Annotated in this window: 16 protein-coding genes; 12 read left to right on the top strand and 4 right to left on the bottom strand. The window is 70.9% G+C overall.

What is annotated here, in order from left to right:
• Positions 1–42: 42 nt before the first annotated feature.
• Positions 43–3,552, bottom strand: a complete 3,510-nt coding sequence (metH, locus tag PS271_RS04280) for a methionine synthase (RefSeq protein ID WP_398380223.1) — start codon at positions 3,550–3,552, stop codon at positions 43–45.
• A 262-nt stretch (positions 3,553–3,814) separates the two neighbouring features.
• Here metH and PS271_RS04275 point away from each other — a divergent pair, with 262 nt between their 5' ends.
• The 9 genes from PS271_RS04275 to PS271_RS04235 all read left to right on the top strand — a co-directional run bounded on the left by PS271_RS04275 (position 3,815) and on the right by PS271_RS04235 (position 15,707).
• Positions 3,815–4,579 (top strand): IclR family transcriptional regulator, encoded by a 765-nt coding sequence (locus PS271_RS04275; protein ID WP_194961976.1) that lies wholly within the window; start codon positions 3,815–3,817, stop codon positions 4,577–4,579.
• 303 nt (positions 4,580–4,882) lie between these two features.
• Complete coding sequence (locus tag PS271_RS04270; RefSeq protein ID WP_398380221.1) at positions 4,883–5,665, top strand: MIP/aquaporin family protein; 783 nt, start codon at positions 4,883–4,885, stop codon at positions 5,663–5,665.
• Between the two features lie 44 nt (positions 5,666–5,709).
• Entirely contained in the window at positions 5,710–7,236 is a 1,527-nt protein-coding gene (glpK, locus tag PS271_RS04265; protein WP_398380219.1) for a glycerol kinase GlpK, read from the top strand.
• 2 nt (positions 7,237–7,238) lie between these two features.
• Positions 7,239–8,846, top strand: a complete 1,608-nt coding sequence (locus tag PS271_RS04260; protein WP_398380217.1) for a glycerol-3-phosphate dehydrogenase/oxidase — start codon at positions 7,239–7,241, stop codon at positions 8,844–8,846.
• A 136-nt stretch (positions 8,847–8,982) separates the two neighbouring features.
• Positions 8,983–10,047 (top strand): glycoside hydrolase family 18 protein, encoded by a 1,065-nt coding sequence (locus tag PS271_RS04255; protein ID WP_398380215.1) that lies wholly within the window; start codon positions 8,983–8,985, stop codon positions 10,045–10,047.
• A 137-nt stretch (positions 10,048–10,184) separates the two neighbouring features.
• Positions 10,185–11,156: a PAC2 family protein gene (locus tag PS271_RS04250; protein ID WP_398380213.1), complete on the top strand. Its 972-nt coding sequence runs from the start codon at positions 10,185–10,187 to the stop codon at positions 11,154–11,156.
• Positions 11,157–11,305: 149 nt separating this feature from the next.
• The gene (locus PS271_RS04245; protein ID WP_398380211.1) at positions 11,306–12,019 is read left to right on the top strand and encodes an HAD family hydrolase; all 714 of its coding nucleotides are present in this window, start codon (positions 11,306–11,308) and stop codon (positions 12,017–12,019) included.
• A 412-nt stretch (positions 12,020–12,431) separates the two neighbouring features.
• A complete protein-coding gene (locus PS271_RS04240) occupies positions 12,432–14,030 on the top strand; it encodes an ABC transporter substrate-binding protein (protein ID WP_398380209.1) in 1,599 nt (532 codons plus the stop codon).
• 87 nt (positions 14,031–14,117) lie between these two features.
• On the top strand, positions 14,118–15,707 hold the full coding sequence (locus PS271_RS04235) for an ABC transporter substrate-binding protein (RefSeq protein WP_398380208.1): 1,590 nt from the start codon (positions 14,118–14,120) through the stop codon (positions 15,705–15,707).
• An 80-nt stretch (positions 15,708–15,787) separates the two neighbouring features.
• Here the strand turns inward: PS271_RS04235 and PS271_RS04230 are convergent, their stop codons facing one another.
• Both PS271_RS04230 and PS271_RS04225 read right to left on the bottom strand, forming a co-directional pair.
• The gene (locus PS271_RS04230; RefSeq protein WP_030367627.1) at positions 15,788–16,459 is read right to left on the bottom strand and encodes a response regulator; all 672 of its coding nucleotides are present in this window, start codon (positions 16,457–16,459) and stop codon (positions 15,788–15,790) included.
• Between the two features lie 13 nt (positions 16,460–16,472).
• Positions 16,473–17,426, bottom strand: a complete 954-nt coding sequence (locus PS271_RS04225; RefSeq protein ID WP_398380206.1) for a RecB family exonuclease — start codon at positions 17,424–17,426, stop codon at positions 16,473–16,475.
• Between the two features lie 125 nt (positions 17,427–17,551).
• Between PS271_RS04225 and PS271_RS04220 the strand changes: the two genes are divergently transcribed.
• The 3 genes from PS271_RS04220 (at position 17,552) to PS271_RS04210 (ending at position 20,644) form a co-directional block, all read left to right on the top strand.
• The gene (locus tag PS271_RS04220; protein ID WP_398380204.1) at positions 17,552–18,814 is read left to right on the top strand and encodes a site-2 protease family protein; all 1,263 of its coding nucleotides are present in this window, start codon (positions 17,552–17,554) and stop codon (positions 18,812–18,814) included.
• 81 nt (positions 18,815–18,895) lie between these two features.
• The gene (locus PS271_RS04215) at positions 18,896–19,783 is read left to right on the top strand and encodes a tRNA (adenine-N1)-methyltransferase (RefSeq protein WP_120757800.1); all 888 of its coding nucleotides are present in this window, start codon (positions 18,896–18,898) and stop codon (positions 19,781–19,783) included.
• Between the two features lie 345 nt (positions 19,784–20,128).
• Positions 20,129–20,644, top strand: coding sequence for a hypothetical protein (locus tag PS271_RS04210; RefSeq protein WP_398380202.1), 516 nt, complete (start codon positions 20,129–20,131; stop codon positions 20,642–20,644).
• Positions 20,645–20,648: 4 nt separating this feature from the next.
• Here PS271_RS04210 and PS271_RS04205 read toward each other — a convergent pair whose 3' ends face one another.
• Positions 20,649–21,005: a ferredoxin gene (locus tag PS271_RS04205; RefSeq protein WP_398386665.1), complete on the bottom strand. Its 357-nt coding sequence runs from the start codon at positions 21,003–21,005 to the stop codon at positions 20,649–20,651.
• Between the last annotated feature and the right edge of the window lie 85 nt (positions 21,006–21,090).

Below are 21,090 nucleotides of genomic sequence, written 5' to 3'. Positions count from 1 at the left end.
ACCCGGCCCTCCGGCGTTCTGCCCGGTGCGCGGTGACGTGCCTCAGCGCGCGTTGAAGTACTTCGCCTCCGGGTGGTGGATGACGATCGCGTCGGTGGACTGCTCCGGGTGCAGCTGGAACTCCTCGGAGAGGTGGACCCCGATCCGCTCCGGCTCCAGCAGCTCCGCGATCTTGGCGCGGTCCTCCAGGTTCGGGCAGGCCCCGTAGCCCAGGGAGAAGCGGGCGCCGCGGTACTTCAGGGCGAACATGTCCTCCACGTCCGCCGGGTCCTCGCCGGCGAAGCCGAGCTCGGCGCGCACGCGGGCGTGCCAGTACTCGGCCATGGCCTCGGCCAGCTGGACGGACAGGCCGTGGAGTTCGAGGTAGTCGCGGTAGGCGTCGGCGGCGAACAGCTCGGCCGTGGCCTCCCCGATCCGCGAGCCCACCGTGACCACCTGGAGGCCCACCACGTCCTTCTCGCCGGACTCCTCCGGGCGGAAGTAGTCCGCGAGGCACAGCCGGCGCCCGCGGCGCTGCCGGGGGAAGGTGAAGCGCGTGCGCTCGGTCCCGTCCTCGTTGAGGAGGACGAGGTCGTCGCCCTTGGAGTAGCAGGGGAAGTAGCCGTAGACGACGGCCGCTTCGAGCAGGTTCTCGGTGTGGAGCTTGTCCAGCCAGCCGCGCAGCCGCGGGCGGCCCTCGGTCTCCACCAGCTCCTCGTAGGTGGGGCCGCCGGCGCGGGCCTGCTTCAGGCCCCACTGGCCCTTGAACAGGGCGCCCTCGTCCAGCCAGGACGCGTAGTCCTTCAGCGGGATGCCCTTGATGACACGGGTGCCCCAGAACGGCGGCTCGGGCACGCGGTTGTCGACGGCGACGTCGGAGCGGACCGAGCCCTCCGGCTCCTCCACCTCCAGGACGGCCGTCGCCGCCTTCTTCGCCACCCGCCGCTGCTTGAGCTCCGGCAGGGTCGCGCCCGGCACGCCCCGCTTGACGGCGATCAGCGCGTCCATCAGGCGCAGGCCCTCGAAGGCGTCGCGGGCGTAGCGCACCTCGCCCTCGTAGATCTCGTGCAGGTCCTGCTCGACGTAGGCGCGGGTGAGGGCCGCGCCGCCGAGGATCACCGGGTAGCTGGCGGCCAGCTTGCGCTGGTTGAGCTCCTCCAGGTTCTCCTTCATGATCACGGTGGACTTCACCAGGAGGCCGGACATGCCGATGACGTCCGCCCGGTGCTCCTCGGCGGCCTCCAGGATCGCCGAGACCGGCTGCTTGATGCCCAGGTTGACGACGTTGTAGCCGTTGTTGGACAGGATGATGTCGACCAGGTTCTTGCCGATGTCGTGGACGTCGCCGCGGACGGTGGCCAGCACGATCGTGCCCTTGCCCTCCGCGTCGGACTTCTCCATGTGCGGCTCCAGATAGGCCACCGCCGTCTTCATCACCTCGGCCGACTGGAGCACGAACGGCAGCTGCATCTGGCCCGAGCCGAACAGCTCGCCGACGACCTTCATGCCCTCCAGCAGCGTGTCGTTGACGATTTCCAGCGCCGGGCGCTCGGCGAGCGCCGCGTCGAGGTCCGCGTCCAGGCCGTTCTTCTCGCCGTCGATGATCCGGCGCCGCAGCCGCTCCTCCAGCGGCAGCGCGAGGAGCTCCTCGGCCTTGCCCGCCTTCATGGACTTGGTGTCCACGCCCTCGAAGAGCTCCAGCAGGCGCTGCAGCGGGTCGTAGCCCTCGCTGCGGCGGTCGTAGATCAGGTCGCCGGCGACCTTGACCTGCTCCTCGTCCAGGCGCGCGATGGGCAGGATCTTCGAGGCGTGGACGATGGCGGAGTCCAGGCCGGCCTTGACGCACTCGTCCAGGAAGACGGAGTTGAGGACCATGCGGGCGGCCGGGTTGAGGCCGAAGGAGATGTTCGACAGGCCCAGCGTCGTCTGCACGTCGGGGTGGCGGCGCTTGAGCTCGCGGATCGCCTCGATCGTGGCGATGCCGTCCTTGCGGGACTCCTCCTGACCGGTGCAGATGGTGAAGGTGAGGCAGTCGATGAGGATGTCCGACTCCAGCACCCCCCAGTTGCCCGTCAGGTCGGCGATCAGCCGCTCCGCGATCTCGACCTTCTTCTCGACGGTGCGGGCCTGGCCCTCCTCGTCGATGGTGAGCGCGATCAGCGCGGCGCCGTGCTCGGCCGCCAGCCGGGTGATCCGCGCGAACCGCGACTCCGGGCCGTCGCCGTCCTCGTAGTTGACGGAGTTGATGACGGCCCGGCCGCCCAGCTTCTCCAGGCCCGCCTGGATGACGGCCGGTTCGGTGGAGTCCAGCACGATGGGCAGCGTCGAGGCGGTGGCGAAGCGGCCGGCGATCTCGGCCATGTCCGCCACGCCGTCCCGGCCCACGTAGTCCACGCACAGGTCGAGCAGGTGGGCGCCCTCGCGGATCTGGTCGCGGGCCATCTCCACGCAGTCGTCCCAGCGGCCGTCCAGCATGGCCTCGCGGAACTTCTTCGAGCCGTTGGCGTTCGTCCGCTCGCCGATGGCCAGGTAGGCGGTGTCCTGGCGGAAGGGGACCGTCTGGTAGAGGGAGGCGGCGCCGGGCTCGGGGCGCGGCTCCCGCTCCGTGGGCTGCAGCCCGCGCACGCGCTCGACCACCTGGCGCAGGTGCTCCGGGGTCGTGCCGCAGCAGCCGCCGACCAGGGACAGTCCGTACTCCCGTACGAAGGTCTCATGGGCGTCCGCGAGCTCGGCGGGGGAGAGGGGGTAGTGCGCGCCGTCCTTGCCCAGGACCGGCAGGCCGGCGTTGGGCATGGCCGAGACGCGGGTACGGGCGTGCCGCGAGAGATAGCGCAGGTGTTCGCTCATCTCGGCCGGCCCGGTGGCGCAGTTGAGGCCGATCATGTCGATGCCCAGCGGCTCCAGGGCGGTCAGCGCCGCGCCGATCTCGGAGCCCAGGAGCATCGTGCCGGTGGTCTCCACCGTCACCTGGACGAGCAGCGGAAGGTCCGCGCCCAGGGACTCCATGGCGCGCCGCGCGCCGATGACCGAGGCCTTGGTCTGGAGCAGGTCCTGGGTGGTCTCCACCAGGACCGCGTCGACGCCGCCGGCGACCAGCCCCTCGACGTTCTGCTGGTAGGCGTCGCGCAGGCCGGCGTACGGGGCGTGACCGAGCGTCGGCAGCTTGGTGCCCGGGCCCACCGAGCCCAGCACCCAGCGGGTCCGCCCGTCGCGGGCGGTGAAGTCGTCGGCGGTCTCGCGGGCGACGCGGGCGCCCGCCTCGGACAGCTCGAAGATGCGGTGCGCCACGTCGTACTCGCCGAGGGCGGCGAGGTTGGCGCCGAAGGTGTTGGTCTCCACGCAGTCCACGCCCACCGCGAAGTACGCCTCGTGGACGGAGCGGACGATGTCGGGACGGGTGACGTTCAGGATCTCGTTGCAGCCTTCGAGCTGCTCGAAGTCCTCCATGCTCGGATCCTGCGCCTGGAGCATCGTGCCCATGGCCCCGTCGGCCACGACGACCCGGGAGGCGAGCGCCTCCCGCAGTTCGGAGGCTCGGGCGGTGCTTGCGGTCGATGGCGTGTACGAGGCCATGGAAGTGCTCCCGGGGTTGCGACGGCTGTCGGCTTTGCGCCCTCCGGAAGAAGGCGCACGCCGTCAGCGTAACCGCAGCAACCGGAATTCGGGCGGGTGTCCCACCCTTCGGATACGGGTCGGATACGCGGGGGACGGGGCCGGGCGCGGGGCCCGGAGCGCCTCGGCGATCATGGTCCAGCCGCCGGTCAGCTATCTCCTGGTCGGCATCGGCCGATAGTGTTCAGCAATGCCGAACGGGCATTTCGGAGGAGGATGAGCGATGGCACGGACCATCCAGTCGCTCGAACGGGCGGCAGCGATGCTGCGGCTGCTCGCGGGGGGCGAACGACGGCTGGGACTGTCCGATGTGGCCTCCGCACTCGGGCTGGCCAAGGGCACCGCCCACGGCATCCTGCGCACCCTGCAGCAGGAGGGCTTCGTCGAGCAGGACCCCGCCTCGGGGCGCTACCAGCTCGGCGCCGAGCTGCTGCGCCTGGGCAACAGCTACCTGGACGTACACGAACTGCGTGCCCGCGCCCTGCTGTGGGCGGACGACCTGGCCCGCTCCAGCGGCGAGAGCGTCTACCTGGGCGTCCTGCACCAGCAGGGGGTGCTGATCGTCCACCACGTCTTCCGGCCGGACGACAGCCGGCAGGTGCTGGAGGTCGGCGCCATGCAGCCGCTGCACAGCACGGCCCTGGGCAAGGTGCTGTGCGCCTACGACCCGGTGGCGCACAGCCAGCTGCTGGAGGCCGAGCGCGAGGCGTTCACCGTGCGGACGGTCACCGCGCTGCCCGACCTGGAGGGCGTGCTGGACCTGACCCGCGCCCGCGGCTGGGCCGCGGACGTCGAGGAGACCTGGGAGGGTGTGGCCTCGGTGGCCGCCCCCATCCACGACCGGCACCGGATGCCCGTGGGGGCCGTCGGCGTCATGGGCGCGGTGGAGCGGGTCTGTGAGGACGGCGAGCTGCGGGCGCAGCTGGTCGCCGCCGTCCGGGACTGCGCGCGCGCCGTCTCCCGCGACCTGGGAGCCGGTCGCTTCTGACCCCGGGGACTTTGTTGTGCCCGGTGGTGACTACCGGGTACTACTGGTCGGTAACCGATCGTGTCCGGTACGGCAGTTTTCAGCCACTCCTGCCTAGAGTTTTCGGTCACAGGACTCTTGACGAGCCCTTAACCGTGCAGAAAACTGCCGTGCATCGGTCGGCATTGTCGAACACCTAACGACAATATTCGCTATGGTGGACACTGCCGCGGGCCGATCGAAGCTCTCCATCGGAGAGCTGCGGACCACCCGGAGGGACCTGGGGGTCCGCCTTCCCCTGGACGAAGGACAAAGGAGTCGCGGGTGTCCAGCTCCGACATCTTCACCGGTGAGCTCATCGGTACCGCAGTGTTGATCCTGCTCGGCGGTGGCGTCTGCGCCGCCGTCACCCTGAAGCGTTCGAAGGCACAGAACGCCGGCTGGCTCGCCATCACGTTCGGCTGGGGCTTCGCCGTGCTCACCGGTGCGTACATCGGCGCCAAGTCAGGTGCGCACCTCAACCCCGCCGTCACCCTCGGCCTCGCCATCGACGGCGGCGTCAAGTGGAGCGACGTTCCGCTCTACATCGGCTCCCAGATGCTGGGCGCGATGATCGGTGCGACGCTGGTCTGGCTCGCCTACTACGGCCAGTTCAAGGCCCATCTGACGGACCCCGAGCTCGTCTCGACGCTCAACCCGGCCGAGGGCATGGTCGACCAGACCGCGACCCCGCAGGCCGGCCCGGTGCTGGGCATCTTCTCCACCGGCCCCGAGATCCGCAACGTGGTGCAGAACCTCGTCACCGAGATCATCGGCACCGCCGCCCTGGTGCTCTTCATCCTCTGCATGGGTCTGACCAAGGGCCTGGCCGTCAGCGGCACGGGCACCCTGATGGTGGCCTTCGTCGTCGTCGGCATCGGCCTCTCGCTCGGCGGCCCGACCGGTTACGCGATCAACCCCGCCCGCGACCTCGGCCCGCGCATCGTGCACGCGCTGCTGCCGCTGCCCAACAAGGGCGGTTCAGACTGGCGCTATGCCTGGATCCCGGTCGTCGGCCCGCTCGCCGGCGCCGCCCTGGCCGCAGGCATCCACAAGATCGCGTTCTGACCGCATCCGCCGAGACCCTTCAGACCTGTAGGAGCAGACACACCATGACCGACGCGCACATGCAGGGCCCGTTCATCGCGGCGATCGACCAGGGCACCACCTCCTCCCGCTGCATCGTCTTCGACCGCGACGGCCGCATCGTCTCCGTCGACCAGAAGGAGCACGAGCAGATCTTCCCGAAGCCGGGCTGGGTCGAGCACGACGCCACGGAGATCTGGACCAACGTCCAGGAGGTCGTCGCCGGCGCCGTCGAGAAGGCGGGCATCACCGCCGCCGACGTCAAGGCCATCGGCATCACCAATCAGCGCGAGACCACGCTGATGTGGGACAAGAACACGGGCGAGCCGGTCTACAACGCCATCGTCTGGCAGGACACCCGCACCGACGCGCTCTGCAAGGAGCTCGGCCGCAACGTCGGCCAGGACCGTTTCCGCCGCGAGACGGGCCTGCCGCTGGCCTCGTACTTCTCCGGCCCCAAGGTCCGCTGGCTGCTGGACAACGTCGAGGGCCTGCGCGAGCGCGCCGAGGCCGGCGACATCCTCTTCGGCACCATGGACTCCTGGGTCATCTGGAACCTCACCGGCGGTGCCGAGGGCGGCGTCCACGTCACGGACGTCACCAACGCCTCCCGCACCATGCTGATGAACCTGCGCAAGCTGGAGTGGGACGACCGCATCCTGTCCTCCATGGAGATCCCGGCCGCCGTGCTGCCGGAGATCCGCTCCTCCGCCGAGGTCTACGGCACTGCCAAGGGCGGCGCCCTGGCCGGCGTCCCCGTCGCCTCCGCGCTCGGCGACCAGCAGGCCGCCCTCTTCGGCCAGACCTGCTTCGACCAGGGCGAGGCCAAGTCGACCTACGGCACCGGCACGTTCATGCTGATGAACACCGGTGACGAGCCCGTCCAGTCGTACAACGGCCTGCTGACCACCGTCGGCTACCGCATCGGCGACCAGAAGCCCGTCTACGCCCTCGAAGGCTCCATCGCCGTCACCGGCTCCCTCGTGCAGTGGATGCGCGACCAGATGGGCCTGATCAAGAGCGCCGCCGAGATCGAGACGCTCGCCAGCTCCGTCGAGGACAACGGCGGCGCCTACTTCGTGCCGGCCTTCTCCGGCCTGTTCGCCCCCTACTGGCGCTCCGACGCGCGCGGTGTCATCGCGGGCCTGACCCGCTACGTCACCAAGGCGCACATCGCCCGCGCCGTGCTCGAGGCCACCGCCTGGCAGACCCGCGAGATCACCGACGCCATGACCAAGGACTCCGGCGTCGAGCTGACCGCACTCAAGGTCGACGGCGGCATGACCTCCAACAACTTGCTGATGCAGACCCTCTCGGACTTCCTGGACGCACCCGTCGTGCGCCCGATGGTCGCCGAGACGACCTGCCTCGGCGCTGCCTACGCCGCCGGCCTGGCCGTCGGCTTCTGGCCGGACACCGACGCCCTGCGCGCCAACTGGCGCCGGGCCGCCGAGTGGACCCCCCGCATGGACGCGGACACGCGTGACCGCGAGTACAAGAGCTGGCTCAAGGCCGTCGAGCGGACCATGGGCTGGATCGAGGACGAGGAGTAATCATGACAACCCCGCAGAGCGTTCCGACCCTGGGAACGCACCCGGCTGCCGGCGCCAACCCGGGCCGAGCCGAGACCCGGGAACGGCTGTCCAAGGCGACGTACGACCTCCTGGTGATCGGTGGCGGCATCCTGGGCACCTCGGTGGCCTGGCACGCCGCGCAGTCCGGCCTGCGGGTCGCGATGGTGGACGCCGGCGACTTCGCCGGCGCCACCTCCTCCGCCTCCTCCAAGCTCGTCCACGGCGGTCTGCGCTACCTGCAGACCGGCGCGGTCAAGCTGGTCGCGGAGAACCACCACGAGCGCCGGGTGCTGGCCAAGGACGTGGCCCCGCACCTGGTCAACCCGCTCACCTTCTACCTGCCCGTGTACAAGGGCGGCCCGGTCGGCGCGGCCAAGCTCGGCGCCGGTGTCTTCGCCTACTCGGCGCTGTCCGCCTTCGGCGACGGCGTCGGCAAGGTGATCTCGCCGGCCAAGGCCAAGGCCGACAACCCCGGTCTGCGCACGGACAACCTGAAGGCCGTCGCGGTCTACTACGACCACCAGATGAACGACTCCCGCGTTGCCGTCATGACGGTCCGCGCGGCCGTCGAGTCCGGTGCCGTGGTGCTCAACCACGCCGAGGTGACCGGCCTGCGCTTCACGCACGGCAAGGTCACCGGCGCCGAGCTCAAGGACCGCCTGGACGGCACCGAGTTCGGCATCGACGCGCGCGTCGTCCTCAACGCCACCGGCCCGTGGGTGGACCACCTGCGCAAGCTGGAAGACAAGGGCGCCGCGCCGTCGATCCGGCTCTCCAAGGGCGCGCACATCGTGATGAAGCGCAAGTCGCCGTGGAAGGCCGCCATGGCCACCCCGATCGACAAGTACCGCATCACCTTCGCCCTGCCGTGGGAGGACCAGCTCCTGCTGGGCACCACCGACACCCAGTACGAGGGCGACCCGGCGGACGTCCGCGCCACCGAGGCGGACATCCAGCAGATCCTCGACGAGGCGGCGTTCTCCATCCAGGACGCGGACCTCGACCGCGACCTCATGACGTACGCCTTCGCCGGCCTGCGCGTGCTGCCCGGCGGCCCGGGCGACGTCGCCCAGGCCAAGCGCGAGACGGTCGTCTCCGAGGGCAAGGGCGGCATGCTCTCCGTCGCCGGCGGCAAGTGGACGACCTACCGTCACATCGGCCGCACGGTCATGAAGAAGCTCGCCCAGGTGCCCGGCAGCCCGCTGACCGAGGACATGGAGCCCATCTCCAGCCTCGTGCGCCGCACCCCGCTGCCCGGCGTCGCCAACCCCAACGCGGTCGCCCACCGCCTGCTCGTCGACCGCGAGCCCGGCGCCCGCATGGACCCGCTGACCGCCCGCCACCTCGCCACCCACTACGGCTCGCTGTCCTTCGACATCGCGCGCCTGGCCAACGAGAACCCCGAGCTCGGCGAGCGCATCCACCCCGACGGCCCGGAGATCTGGGCCCAGGTCGCCTACGCCCGCGACCACGAGTGGGCCGCGACCGTCGACGACGTCCTGCGTCGCCGCACGACCCTGACCATCCGCGGCCTGGACGACGAGAACGTCCGTGCCCGCGTCAAGGACATGCTGGCCGACCAGGGCTGATCCACCGGCAGCTGCCGTACCCCCGGGGGCGGGACACCGCGTGTGTCCCGCCCCCGGGGCGTGTCCGTTTCCGCCGCAGGGCAACTGACCTGCCCTTTTTCTCGTCCCTACAGAACAGGAGAACGAGGGGGACGAGATGGAGAAGCAGGCCGGCCGGAGCCTGGTGGCCAGGGTGCGCGCCTGGCGCCCGGGCAGGAAGACGGCGATACGGGCCGTCCTGGCCCTCGTCCTGGTGGTGCTGGTGCCCGTCGTCGCCGCGGGCAGCGCCCTGCGCGCCTCGTACGCCGGAACGCCCGCCGCCGACGCCGTCACCCGCGGCCGGGACGCCGTCTGGCTCGGCCACGCGTGGCTCGACGGACGGCGCGGGCCCGCGGACATTGCCGCCCTCAAGCGCAACCTCGCCGGCACCGGCATGCGCGACCTGTACATCCACGCGGGCCCGCTGGAGCACGACGGCACCCTGCCCGCCACCGCCTATCCCGACGCCCGCCGGATGATCGGCGTCCTGCACCGCGAACTGCCCGGCATCCGCATCCAGGCCTGGCTGGGCGACAAGCTGGTGCGCCCCGGCGAGGGCTCGGGAGGCCTGCGCCTGGACGACGCGCGGGCCCGCGCCGCGGTCGTCGAGAGCGCGCGGCAGGTCATGCGGGCCGGCTTCGAGGGCGTCCATCTCGACGTCGAGCCCGTCCGCACCGGTGACCGCGACTTCCTCGCCCTGCTCGACGCCCTGCACCCGGCCGTGCGGGACGCCGGGGGAGTGCTGTCGGTCGCCGCCCAGCAGATCGACCCGGTGCCCGCGATGCACGCCGCCGCCCGCCTGGCCGGCAGCCCCAAGTGGTGGACGCAGCGCTACTTTGCCCAAGTCGCCCGGCGCACCGACCAGATCGCGGTCATGTCCTACGACACGGCCCTGCCGGTCGAGAGCCTCTACGGCGGCTACGTCGCCCGGCAGACGGAGCTCGCCCTCCAGGTCACGCCCGCCGGCACCGACCTGCTGATGGGCCTGCCCTTCTACCACACGGACGATCTGGGCCACCACGGTCACGCCGAGACCGCCGCGGCGGCCGTCCGCGGCGCACGGCTCGGCCTGTCCCGCGAGGACCGCGCACGCTCGCACTTCGGGCTCGCGCTCTACGTGGACTTCGCCGCCACCGAGGACGACTGGCGTGCCTACCGGAACGGCTGGGGGGCAAGGGGCTGAGGAAGAGCCCGTACAGGGGCTGCGACCGGGCAGCAGGGAAGTCGTAGTCTTGGGGTCGCACAACAGAGCAGCAGAAGAATCCGCAGGGAACAGCAACCGGAGCCGCCGCAGGGGGCCCGGTCGGAAGGAGGCGCTGGGTGATCGAGCTTGAGGGGGTTCCCGAGCTGATCGACCCGGTCATGATCTGTGCCTTCGAGGGCTGGAACGACGCGGGGGACGCCGCCTCCAGCGCGGTCGCGCACCTGGACCGGGAGTGGAAGGGCGAGGTCTTCGGCGCGCTCGACGCGGAGGACTACTACGACTTCCAGGTCAACCGCCCCACCGTCTGGCTCGACGGCGGAGTCCGCAAGGTCACGTGGCCGACGACCAGGCTGTCCGTCGTGCGCACCGGCGGCGACGGCAAGGGCTCCTCGCGCGACCTCGTGCTGGTCCGCGGGATCGAGCCCAGCATGCGCTGGCGCTCGTTCTGCAACGAGATCCTGGGCTTCGCCCACGAGCTCGGCGTGGAGCTGGTGGTGGTCCTGGGCTCGCTGCTCGGGGACACCCCGCACACCCGCCCCGTCCCGGTCAGCGGCGTCACCTCCGACCCCGACCTCGCGCGGACCATGGACCTGGAGGAGTCCCGCTACGAGGGCCCGACCGGGATCGTCGGCATCCTCCAGGAGGCCTGCACCCACGCCGGCGTCCCGGCGGTGAGCCTGTGGGCCGCCGTCCCGCACTACGTCTCGCAGCCGCCGAACCCGAAGGCCACCCTGGCGCTCCTGAACCGCCTGGAGGACCTGATCGACCTGCGCATCCCGCTCGGCGAGCTGCCGGAGGACGCGCGGGCCTGGCAGCTGGGCGTGGACCAGCTGGCGGCCGAGGACAGCGAGGTCGCCGAGTACGTGCAGTCCCTGGAGGAGGCGCGCGACACGGCCGACCTGCCGGAGGCGTCCGGGGAGGCCATCGCTCGCGAGTTCGAGCGCTATCTGCGCCGCCGCGACCCGCAGTCCGGCGACGGCTCGTACCTGCGCGACACCACCAGCGGGCGCACGCGCCCGCAGCGGTCGCCGAAGGACGAGCAGCCGGCGGCCGAGGAGGAGCCCGAGGGCCCTGAGGACGAGGCCTGAGGACGAGGTCTGAGTGACGAATCCCCGATATTGAAGAGACGTCCGCAACCGTCCGCCGTACACTTGTCGGTCCGGTGAAGGCCGGTTCGCACAGCCCCGCCGCGGGCCGCGCGAGCCGGCCTTCTCGTCCCCCAGGAGGTGTGCCCCGGATGACCAGCAGCATCACCGTCGCCCCGCCCCGTACGGCCGCGGGCGGAGCCCTGCAGGCGGTCCTGCTCGACATGGACGGCACCCTCGTCGACACCGAGGGCTTCTGGTGGGAAGTGGAGGTCGCCGTCTTCGCCGAGCTGGGCCACCAGCTGCTGGAGGAGTACCGCGAGGTCGTCGTCGGCGGCCCGATGGCGCGCAGCGCCTCCTTCCTCATTCAGGCCACGGGCGCGAAGATCGCCCTGACGGAGCTCACCGTCCTGCTCAACACGCGCTTCTCCGAGATGATCGGGCGCGGCGTGCCGCTGATGCCGGGCGCCCGGCGGCTGCTCGCCGAGCTCGCCGCCCACAAGATCCCCACCGCCCTGGTCTCGGCCTCGCACCGCGAGATCATCGACCGCGTGCTGCTGTCCCTGGGCCCGGAGCACTTCGCGCTGACCGTCGCGGGCGACGAGATGGAGCGCACCAAGCCGCACCCCGACCCGTATCTGCTGGCGGCCGCCCGGCTCGGGGCGGAGCCCGGCCGGTGCGCGGTCGTGGAGGACACCCTGACCGGGGTGACGGCCGCGGAGGCGGCCGGCTGCCGGGTGGTCGCGGTCCCGTCAGTGGCGCCCATCCCGCCCGCCGCCGGGCGGACCGTCGTCGGCTCCCTCGAAGAAGTGGATCTCGGTTTTCTCCGTGGCCTGATCACGGGAATGCACCGGCCCGTGTACTGAGCGTGCCACGGGGAAAGTTCAAGGAACTCTGGGCGCCGGAACGAGTGTTTTCCGTGACGAATGCGGTGACTTAATTCCCGCGGCCGCACGGAAGCCGCCCGAGTGACCTTCGTCACCGCCCATGGCGGCGGAGCGTGCGGGACCGATCACTCGACGGGCCCTTCGCCCGGGTAGAAGCGCACCCTTGTGTCCCGATTGATGATCGAGTGCGCGAATCGTTCCGGCGTCCGGATATCGCGAAGCGCCGCCCTTGTTATCGCCGCGTGATATCGCGTCAACTTCTCCGTGTTCCAGCGCCACCGGCCCCCGGCACTAATCTTTTCGCGAGAACTTCACGGCTTGCCCGTGGCCCGCGCACCGGTCGTCGGTAGGGTCCCGGGAACCGATCGCACCACAGGGAGAACCCCGCACAATGAACCGCAAGACGTTGGTGCTGCCGACCGTGGCAGCCCTGCTGGCCCCCGTGCTCGTCGCCTGTGGCGGGAGCGGCGGAGCCGGCAAGGGCGGCGGCGCCATCGTCATCGGCACCACCGACCGGTTCGAGGAGACGACGGACGCCCCCGCGCCGTTCGATCCGGCCGCCGCGTACGACATCGGCGCCTGGAACGTCCTCCACAGCACGTTCCAGACCCTGCTGCGGCTGCCCCGCTCCGGCACCAACCCGGTCCCCGACGCCGCCTCCAAGTGCGCCTGGAGCGACCGCAAGAACGAGCAGTTCCGTTGCACCCTGCGCAGCGGCCTGAAGTTCTCGAACGGGCACGCGCTCACCGCCGAGGACGTCAAGTTCTCCATCGACCGCGCCCGCGCCATCAACTTCGAGAACGGCCCGGTCTCGCTGCTCAGCAACATCGACCGGGTGGAGACGCCGGGCGAGCTGGAGGTCGTCTTCCAGCTGAAGACGCCCGACGCGACCTTCCCGCAGAAGATCGCCACCCCCGCCGCCGCCATCGTCGACGCCGAGTCCTACGACAAGAACAAGCTCGACAACGGCTTCAAGGTCGTCGGCTCCGGCCCGTACACGCTCCAGACCGAGGAGAAGGACGGCCGCGTCGTCAAGGCCGTCCTCAACCGCAACAAGAGCTACCAGGGCGCCGTCGAGCCGCAGAACGACAAGGTCGAGATGCGCTTCTACGACGACGCCGGGTCGATGGAGAAGGCCCTGAAGTCGGGCGGCATCGACATCATGAACCGCACCCTGTCCCCGGACCAGGTCAGCCGCCTGCGCGGCGAGGCGAGCAAGGACGTCAAGCTGCTCGAGGCCCCCGGCCAGGAGATCAGCTACCTCGCCTTCAACACCGACGACCCGGCGGTGAAGAACAAGGCCGTCCGCCAGGCCATGGCCCAGGTCGTCGACCGCCCGGCGCTGGCCCGCGACTCCTACGACCGCACCAACGACCCGCTGTACTCGCTGGTGCCCATGGGCATCACCGGTCACCAGAACTCGTTCTCCAACAAGTACGGCGACCCCAGCGCGGAGAAGGCCCGCGGCATCCTGCGCGCCGGCAACGTCAGCACCCCCGTGCCGCTCACCCTCACCTACACCACCGACCACTACGGTGAGGCCACCGAGAAGTCCTTCAAGACCCTGCAGAAGCAGCTGAACGACAGCGGGCTGTTCAGCGTCAAGCTCCAGGGCAAGGAGTGGTCCGAGTTCCGCCCCGAGGCCGCCGCCGGCAAGTACTCCGTCTACGGCATGGGCTGGTTCCCCGACTTCCCGGACCCTGACAACTTCGTCGCCCCGTTCGTCGGCAAGGACAACTTCCTCCGCTCGCCGTACCGGAACAGCAAGATCAGCAATGAGCTGATCCCCGACTCCCGCGAGGCCGCGCAGCGCGAGGCGGCGGCCAAGTACTTCCAGCAGGCTCAGGACATCGTCGCCGACGAGGTGCCGGTGCTGCCGCTGTGGCAGGGCAAGCAGTACGTGGCGGCCCGGGAGAACGTCACCGGTGCCGAGTGGGCGCTCAACTCCGCCTCGGAGATGCAGCCGTGGGAACTCGCCCGCGGCGTCTGAGGCCCCTGAGCCCGTCGCCCCGGCTCCGCCGGCGACGTGTTCGTAATTTGTTCAGAGACGAACAAGGAAACTGTGAGGAACGTGCACGTGAGGAAACGTGACCAGTGGCTTGCCGCCCCGCTCGGCGCGGGGCTCGCCGCCGCCCTGCTCACCGGGTGCGGTTCGGAAGACGGCAACGCGGGCGGCACCGGTGAGTCGGTGGTCATGGGGATGTCCGACGAGGTCGTCTCCACCGACCCGGCATCCGGCTACGACCCGGGCTCGTGGGTGGTCTTCAACAACGTCTTCCAGTCGCTGATGAGCTTCCCCAAGGGGAGCACCATCCCTCAGCCGGACGCTGCCGACAAGTGCAGCTTCAAGGACGAGAGCAGCACCGTCTACCAGTGCACCCTCAAGGAGGGGCTCAAGTTCAGCAACGGCCACGACCTCACCTCCGAGGACGTCGCCTACTCCTTCAACCGCACCCTGAAGATCAACGACAAGAAGGGTCCCGCTTCGGCCCTGCTGTCCTCGATCAAGAACATCAGGACGCCGGACAAGCTGAACGTCGTCTTCGAGCTCAAGCGCTCCGACGCCACCTTCCCGCAGAAGATCGCCTCCGGCGCCGGCTCGATCGTGGACCACCAGGAATACCCCCTGGACAAGCTCCGCACCGACGGCAAGGCGGTCGGCTCCGGCGTCTACAAGCTGGACTCGTACGACGAGAAGCAGGCCAAGTTCTCCGTCAACAAGAACTACAAGGGCGGTGCGGTCGTCCAGAACAGCGGCCTCACCATGAAGCTCTTCCACGGCGAGCAGGCCGAGCTGAAGGACGCCGTCCAGAAGGGCGACATCGACCTCGCCTACCGTGGTCTGGCCATGAAGGACATCGCCGACCTCGACGCCGCGGCCGGCAAGCACAACCTCAAGGTCGTCGAGGGCACCAGCGCCGAAGTCCAGCACCTGGTGTTCAACACCAAGGACCCGGTGGTCGGCAAGGTCGGCGTCCGCAAGGCCATCGCCTACCTGATCGACCGCAGCGCCCTCGTCCGCGACGTCTACAAGCGCACCGCCGAGCCGCTGTACTCGATCGTCCCCAGCGGCATCACCGGTCACAAGACCTCGTTCTACGACACCTACGGCGACCGGCCGCAGCCCGAGAAGGCCTCCGCCGCCCTGAACTCCGCCGGCATCAAGGACAAGGTCAAGCTCACCCTGTGGGCCACCCCGGTCCGCTACGGCCCCGGCACCGTCCCGGAGTTCCAGGAGATCGCCCGGCAGCTCAACAAGAGCGGCCTCTTCGAGGCGGACGTGAAGTCCGTCCCGCTGGCGGAGTACGAGCAGGGCATCGCCGCCGGCAAGTACGGCGTCTACGTGAAGGGCTGGGTCCCCGACTACCCGGACCCCGACAACTTCACCGCGCCCTTCTTCGGCGAGGACAACGTGGTCTCCAACAACTACGAGTCCAAGGAGATCACCAGCCGCATCCTGGCCACCGCCGCCAACGGCAGCCGGCCCTCCACGGTCAGCGACTACGCCAAGGTGCAGAACACCGTCGCCCAGGACGTACCGCTGCTCCCGCTGTGGCAGGGCAAGCAGTACGCCGTGGCCAGCGAGCGCATCTCCGGTCTCCAGTGGACCCTCGACGCCTCGACCGTCTTCCGTTTCTGGGAGATCAGCAAGAGCGCCAAGGGCTGACCGGCTCACCACGCACACGTGCCCTCCCCCGGACGTCCGGGGGAGGGCACCGTGCTTTTCCGTGCTTCCTGGGCCGGCGGCTACTGCGCGCCCGGCCGCACCAGACCGCTCTCGTACGCGTAGACCGCCGCCTGCACGCGGTCCCGCAGCCCGAGCTTCGTCAGGACGTGCCCCACGTGCGTCTTCACCGTGGTCTCGCTGACGAACAGATCCGCCGCGATCTCCGCGTTCGACAGGCCGCGCGCCACCAGCTTCAGCACCTCGACCTCGCGGTCCGTCAGCGTGTGCAGCGTGTCCGGCAGCGGCTCCTCGCCCGACGGCAGGTGGCCCGCGTACTTGTCCAGCAGCCGGCGCGTGATGCTCGGCGCCAGCATCGCCTCGCCGCCCGCCACCACCCGGATCGCCTGCACCAGCTCATTGGCCGGCGCGTCCTTCAGCAGGAAGCCGCTCGCCCCCGCGCGCAGCGCCTCCACCACGTACTCATCGAGGTCGAAGGTGGTCAGCACCAGCACCTTCGCCGGGCCGTTCCGGTCCGGGCCGGTGATCTGGCGCGTCGCCTCGACGCCGTCCATCCGGGGCATCCGGATGTCCATCAGGACCACATCCGGCTGCAGGGCCCGCACCTGATCCAGCGCCTGCAGACCGTCCCCCGCCTCGCCCACCACCGCGAGGTCCTGTTCCGCTTCGAGAATCATCCGGAAGCCGGTGCGCAGCAGCGGCTGGTCGTCGACCAGTAGGACGCGGATCGCCACAGGAACTCCTTCGTTAGACCGCGTCCATTCTGCCCTGAGCCGTCCCCTGCGGGGGCACCCGGCCGTCGCGCTGCGCCACGACCGGCAGCGGATACGGCGGGGGAGTGCCGCCGAACTCCGGGCACACCGCCTGGTGGTCGCACCAGCCGCACAGCTTCGTCGGCCGGGGCCGCCACTCACCGGTCTCCGTGGCCAGCACGATCGCGTCCCACAGGGCCCGCAGCTTGCGCTCGACCGCCCGCAGCTCGTCCTCCACCGGGTCGTACGTGAGCACGTCCCCGCTGCCGAGGTAGACCAGCTGGAGCCGGCGCGGCACCCGGCCCTTCAGCTTCCACAGCACCAGCGCGTAGAACGTCATCTGGAACAGCGCCCCGTCACGGAACTGCGGGGGCGGGGCCTTGCCCGTCTTGTAGTCCACGATGCGCACGTCGCCCGTCGGGGCCACATCCACCCGGTCGATGAAACCGCGCAGCAGCGGGCCCGACTCCAGCGCCGTCTCCACGTACAGCTCGCGCTCCGCGGGCTCCAGCCGCGTCGGGTCCTCCAGCGTGAACCAGCGCTCGACCAGCCGCTCCGCCTCGCCCAGCCACTTCGCCAGCAGCTCCGGGTCGTGCGCGCCGTCCTCACCGTGGAACAGCTCGGCCAGCTCCGGGCGGGAGGCCAGCAACCGCTCCCATTCGCCGGGCACCAGCCCCCTGGCCCGCTCCGTCGTCCGCTCCGCCGCGGGAGCGTCGAAGAGCCGCTCCAGCACCGCGTGCACCACCGTGCCGCGGGTGGCCGCGGCGCTCGGCTTCTCCGGCAGCCGGTCGATCACCCGGAACCGGTACAGCAGCGGGCACTGCATGAAATCGCCCGCCCGCGACGGCGAGAGCGCCTTCGGCCGTCCCGCTCCCGTACCCGTCTCCGCAGGCCCGCGGCGCGCTTCCGCCCCGGCCTGCCCGGCGGGGGCCCCACTGTCCATACCCATGACAGAAAACCCTAAGGCCCGCCACCGACAGCCGGCGTCATACCATCGACCACAGACCCCTTCGCACTGCATGATCGGAACAGCACCCGGTCACCAGCGAGGGCCGCATCGGACGAGGGGACACCGTGGAGAACAGCGGGCAGAGCAGGTCCGGCGGCGGGGACGCCGGTGACCGGCACGAGCCCGGCAAGCCCCCGCCCGAACGCCGCCGCGAGAGCGGCGGCGGCATCCTCATGGGCCGCCCCTTCGGGGTACCCGTCTACGTGGCCCCCAGCTGGTTCCTCGTCGCCGCCCTCATCACCTGGGTCTTCGGAGGCCAGCTCGACCGCGTGCTCCCCGAGCTCGGCCGCGCCCGCTACCTCGTCTCCCTCTTCTTCGCCGTCGCCTTCTACGCCTCGGTCCTCGTCCACGAGCTCGCCCACACCGTCGCCGCGCTCCGCTTCAAGCTCCCCGTGCGCCGCATCCAGCTCCAGTTCTTCGGCGGGGTCTCCGAGATCGAGAAGGAGACCGAGACCCCCGGCCGCGAATTCGTCCTCGCCTTCGTCGGCCCCCTGCTCTCCCTCGTCCTCGCCGGCGTCTTCTACCTCGGCCTGCTCGCCGTCGAGCCCGGCACCGTCCCCGGCGTCCTGCTCGCCGGCCTGATGGTCTCCAACCTGCTCGTCGCCGCCTTCAACCTGCTCCCCGGCCTCCCCCTGGACGGCGGCCGCATGCTCCGCGCCGTCGTCTGGAAGATCAGCGGCAAGCCCATGACCGGCACCGTCGCCGCCGCCTGGATCGGCCGCGCCCTCGCCGTCGCCGTCCTCATCGGCCTGCCCCTGCTCACCCGCGCCGGCGGCGGCCTCGGCAGTTCCGGCGCGAGCCTCGGCGGCCTCGACTCCCTCACCGACGCCCTCCTCGCGGCGATCCTCGCCGCCATCATCTGGACCGGCGCCGGCAACAGCCTCCGCATGGCCCGCCTGCGCGAGCGCCTCCCCGGCCTCCGCGCCCGCGTCCTCACCCGCCGCGCCGTTCCCGTCGAGGCCGCCACGCCCCTCTCCGAGGCCCTGCGCCGCGCCGGGGAGGCCGGCGCCCGGGCCCTCGTCGTCGTCGACGGCCAGGGCCGCCCCACCGCCCTCGTCCGCGAGGCCGCCATCGCCGGCGTCCCCGAGCACCGCCGCCCCTGGGTCGCCGTCAGCGCCCTCGCCCAGGACCTCAAGGACGGCATGCGCGTCCCCGCCGACCTCGCCGGCGAAGAGCTCCTCGACACCCTCCGTGCCACCCCCGCCACCGAGTACCTGGTCGTGGAGCCGGGCGGAGAGGTCTACGGCGTGTTGTCGGCCTCCGACGTCGAGCGGGCCTTCGTGGCCGCCATGTCCCGCCCTTCCTCCTCGGCCCGCACGCCCTCCTGAAGCCGCGCACGGGGCCCGTCACAGGGCCTGGGCAGCGGCGCCGTGTCCGTACGCCCGCCGGATGACGGGTAGGCTGGGCACATGTCCGAACCGACCGGTGCCGCCCGCCGTCGCGGGCCCTTCCAGGTCGGGGACCAGGTCCAGCTCACCGACCCCAAGGGACGCCACTACACCTTCACGCTCGAAGCCGGGAAGCAGTTCCACACCCACAAGGGTGCCTTCCCCCACGACGAGCTGATCGGTGCCCCCGAAGGCAGTGTTGTCCGTACCACGGGAAACGTCGCCTACCTCGCGCTGCGCCCCCTGCTCCCCGACTACGTCCTGTCCATGCCCCGCGGTGCCGCCGTGGTCTACCCCAAGGACGCGGGGCAGATCCTGGCCTTCGCCGACATCTTCGCCGGCGCCCGCGTCGTCGAGGCCGGGGTGGGCTCCGGCTCGCTCAGCGCCTTCCTGCTGCGCGCCATCGGTGACCAGGGCATGCTGCACTCCTACGAGCGCCGCGCGGACTTCGCCGAGATCGCCCAGGGGAACGTCGAGCGCTACTTCGGCGGCCCGCACCCCGCCTGGCAGCTGACCGTCGGCGACCTCCAGGACAACCTGTCCGACACGGACGTCGACCGCGTCATCCTCGACATGCTCGCCCCCTGGGAGTGCCTGGAGGCCGTCTCCAAGGCGCTCGTCCCCGGCGGCATCCTCTGCTGCTACGTGGCGACGACCACCCAGCTCGCCCGGACCGTCGAGTCGATCCGCGAGATCGGCTGCTTCGCCGAGCCGCAGCCGTGGGAGTCGATGATCCGCAACTGGCACGTCGAGGGCCTGGCCGTCCGGCCGGACCACCGCATGATCGGCCACACCGGCTTCCTGGTCACCGCCCGCCGCCTCGCGGACGGCGTCGAGCCGCCCATGCGCCGCCGCCGCCCCGCCAAGGGCGCCTACGGCGACGACTACGAAGGCCCCAACAAGGGCTGACCCCGAACGCCGCGTGCCCGGCACGCACGGCGCCGCCCCCGGACCCCCCGCACCGCGGGGAACTCGGGGGCGGCGCCTCTTCGTTCGGCTCACCCGCCCGGCTTCGCCCGGTGGATTCCGGCTGCCTTTCTCCGGTCTTTTTCCGGCGTGCCCGCTGTTCACCGGTACGCGGTGATGTGGCACGATGCTGATCACTTCCGCATCTCCAGCATTCCCCGCAGTCACCGCCTCCAGGAGTCAGCGCGCGTGCAGCCACCGGCCGGCAGTCTTCACCCAGACCGTGCTCATCCCGACCCCGAGCCCGCCGAGCCCCTCCCGCACACCCGCCCCGGGCCCGTGCACTGGGTGGTCACCGCAGTGGCCCTGGCCGCCGTGATCGCCGTCGCCTGCCTCACCGGCCCCCGCGAGGACCCGGCCCCCGCCCGCGCCGTCGCACCGGCCGCGGCCACCCGGGCCCCCGACGCGCTCGCCGCCCGCTATCCGCTCGAGTGCGGCCCCGGCGGCGGCCCCGACGTGGTCCAGCAGATCACCTCGGACCTGGACCACGACGGCCGGCCGGAGACCGTGGCCGTCGTGCGGTGCCGCGCCGGCGGCGGCACCCCGCCCAGCGGGGTCTACCTGCTCGCCGAGCCCCGTGAGTACGGTGAGCCGCCGCGCGTCCTCGCGACCCTCGTCGACCCCGGGGAGAAGATGACCGTCACCGGTCTCAGCGTCACCGAGGGCATCGTTTCGGCCACTCTGCTCGGCTACTCGTCCCCGAGCGTGCCGCGTTGCTGCCCGGACATGCAGCGGACCGTCGAATGGCACTGGCAGAACGGGAAGTTCGTCGTCCGGCCCCATCCGGTCGCGGGGAGTGTGTGATCCGTTACTCGGCGTCGGGGCCGTAGATCTCCACCTTGTCCGAAATGCGGCGTACATGAATACAGTCGCCCGGGCACTCCTTCGCGGAGTCCCGGACATCGGCGAGCAGGGTCAGCGGCACCGGCGTCGTCGCGCCGGGCTCTTGCAGCAGCTCGTCGTCGGCGCTCTTCACATAGGCCAGACCGTCGATGTCCAGCTCGAAGACCTCGGGCGCATACTGGGCGCAGATCCCGTCCCCGGTGCACAGGTCCTGGTCGATCCAGACCTCCAGGGCATCGCCCGTCGCGCCCGCCGCCTCCGTCGCGTCCCGGCCCGCCGGAGCCCCGGCCGTGCCTGCGCGGTCCTCGTTCTGCACGGTCATCTCGCCCTGCCGTTCGCTACGTATCTGAATCAATTGGAGCCAGCCCTGACGGGTGTTGACCGACTCGACGATACAACCGCCCGCT

This window comes from Streptomyces sp. SCA2-17 (assembly GCF_044336695.1).
This window is presented reverse-complemented; position numbering and strand designations above follow the sequence as displayed.

Bases quoted from the DNA above. Each gene is read 5' to 3' on its own strand.
- PS271_RS04245 (WP_398380211.1), top strand. From the start codon at position 11,306: ATGACCAGCAGCATCACCGTCGCCCCGCCCCGTACGGCCGCGGGCGGA.
- metH (WP_398380223.1), bottom strand. From the start codon at position 3,552: ATGGCCTCGTACACGCCATCGACCGCAAGCACCGCCCGAGCCTCCGAA.
- glpK (WP_398380219.1), top strand. From the start codon at position 5,710: ATGACCGACGCGCACATGCAGGGCCCGTTCATCGCGGCGATCGACCAG.
- PS271_RS04215 (WP_120757800.1), top strand. From the start codon at position 18,896: ATGTCCGAACCGACCGGTGCCGCCCGCCGTCGCGGGCCCTTCCAGGTC.
- PS271_RS04260 (WP_398380217.1), top strand. From the start codon at position 7,239: ATGACAACCCCGCAGAGCGTTCCGACCCTGGGAACGCACCCGGCTGCC.
- PS271_RS04205 (WP_398386665.1), bottom strand. From the start codon at position 21,005: ATGACCGTGCAGAACGAGGACCGCGCAGGCACGGCCGGGGCTCCGGCG.
- PS271_RS04240 (WP_398380209.1), top strand. From the start codon at position 12,432: ATGAACCGCAAGACGTTGGTGCTGCCGACCGTGGCAGCCCTGCTGGCC.
- PS271_RS04275 (WP_194961976.1), top strand. From the start codon at position 3,815: ATGGCACGGACCATCCAGTCGCTCGAACGGGCGGCAGCGATGCTGCGG.
- PS271_RS04255 (WP_398380215.1), top strand. From the start codon at position 8,983: ATGGAGAAGCAGGCCGGCCGGAGCCTGGTGGCCAGGGTGCGCGCCTGG.
- PS271_RS04225 (WP_398380206.1), bottom strand. From the start codon at position 17,426: ATGGGTATGGACAGTGGGGCCCCCGCCGGGCAGGCCGGGGCGGAAGCG.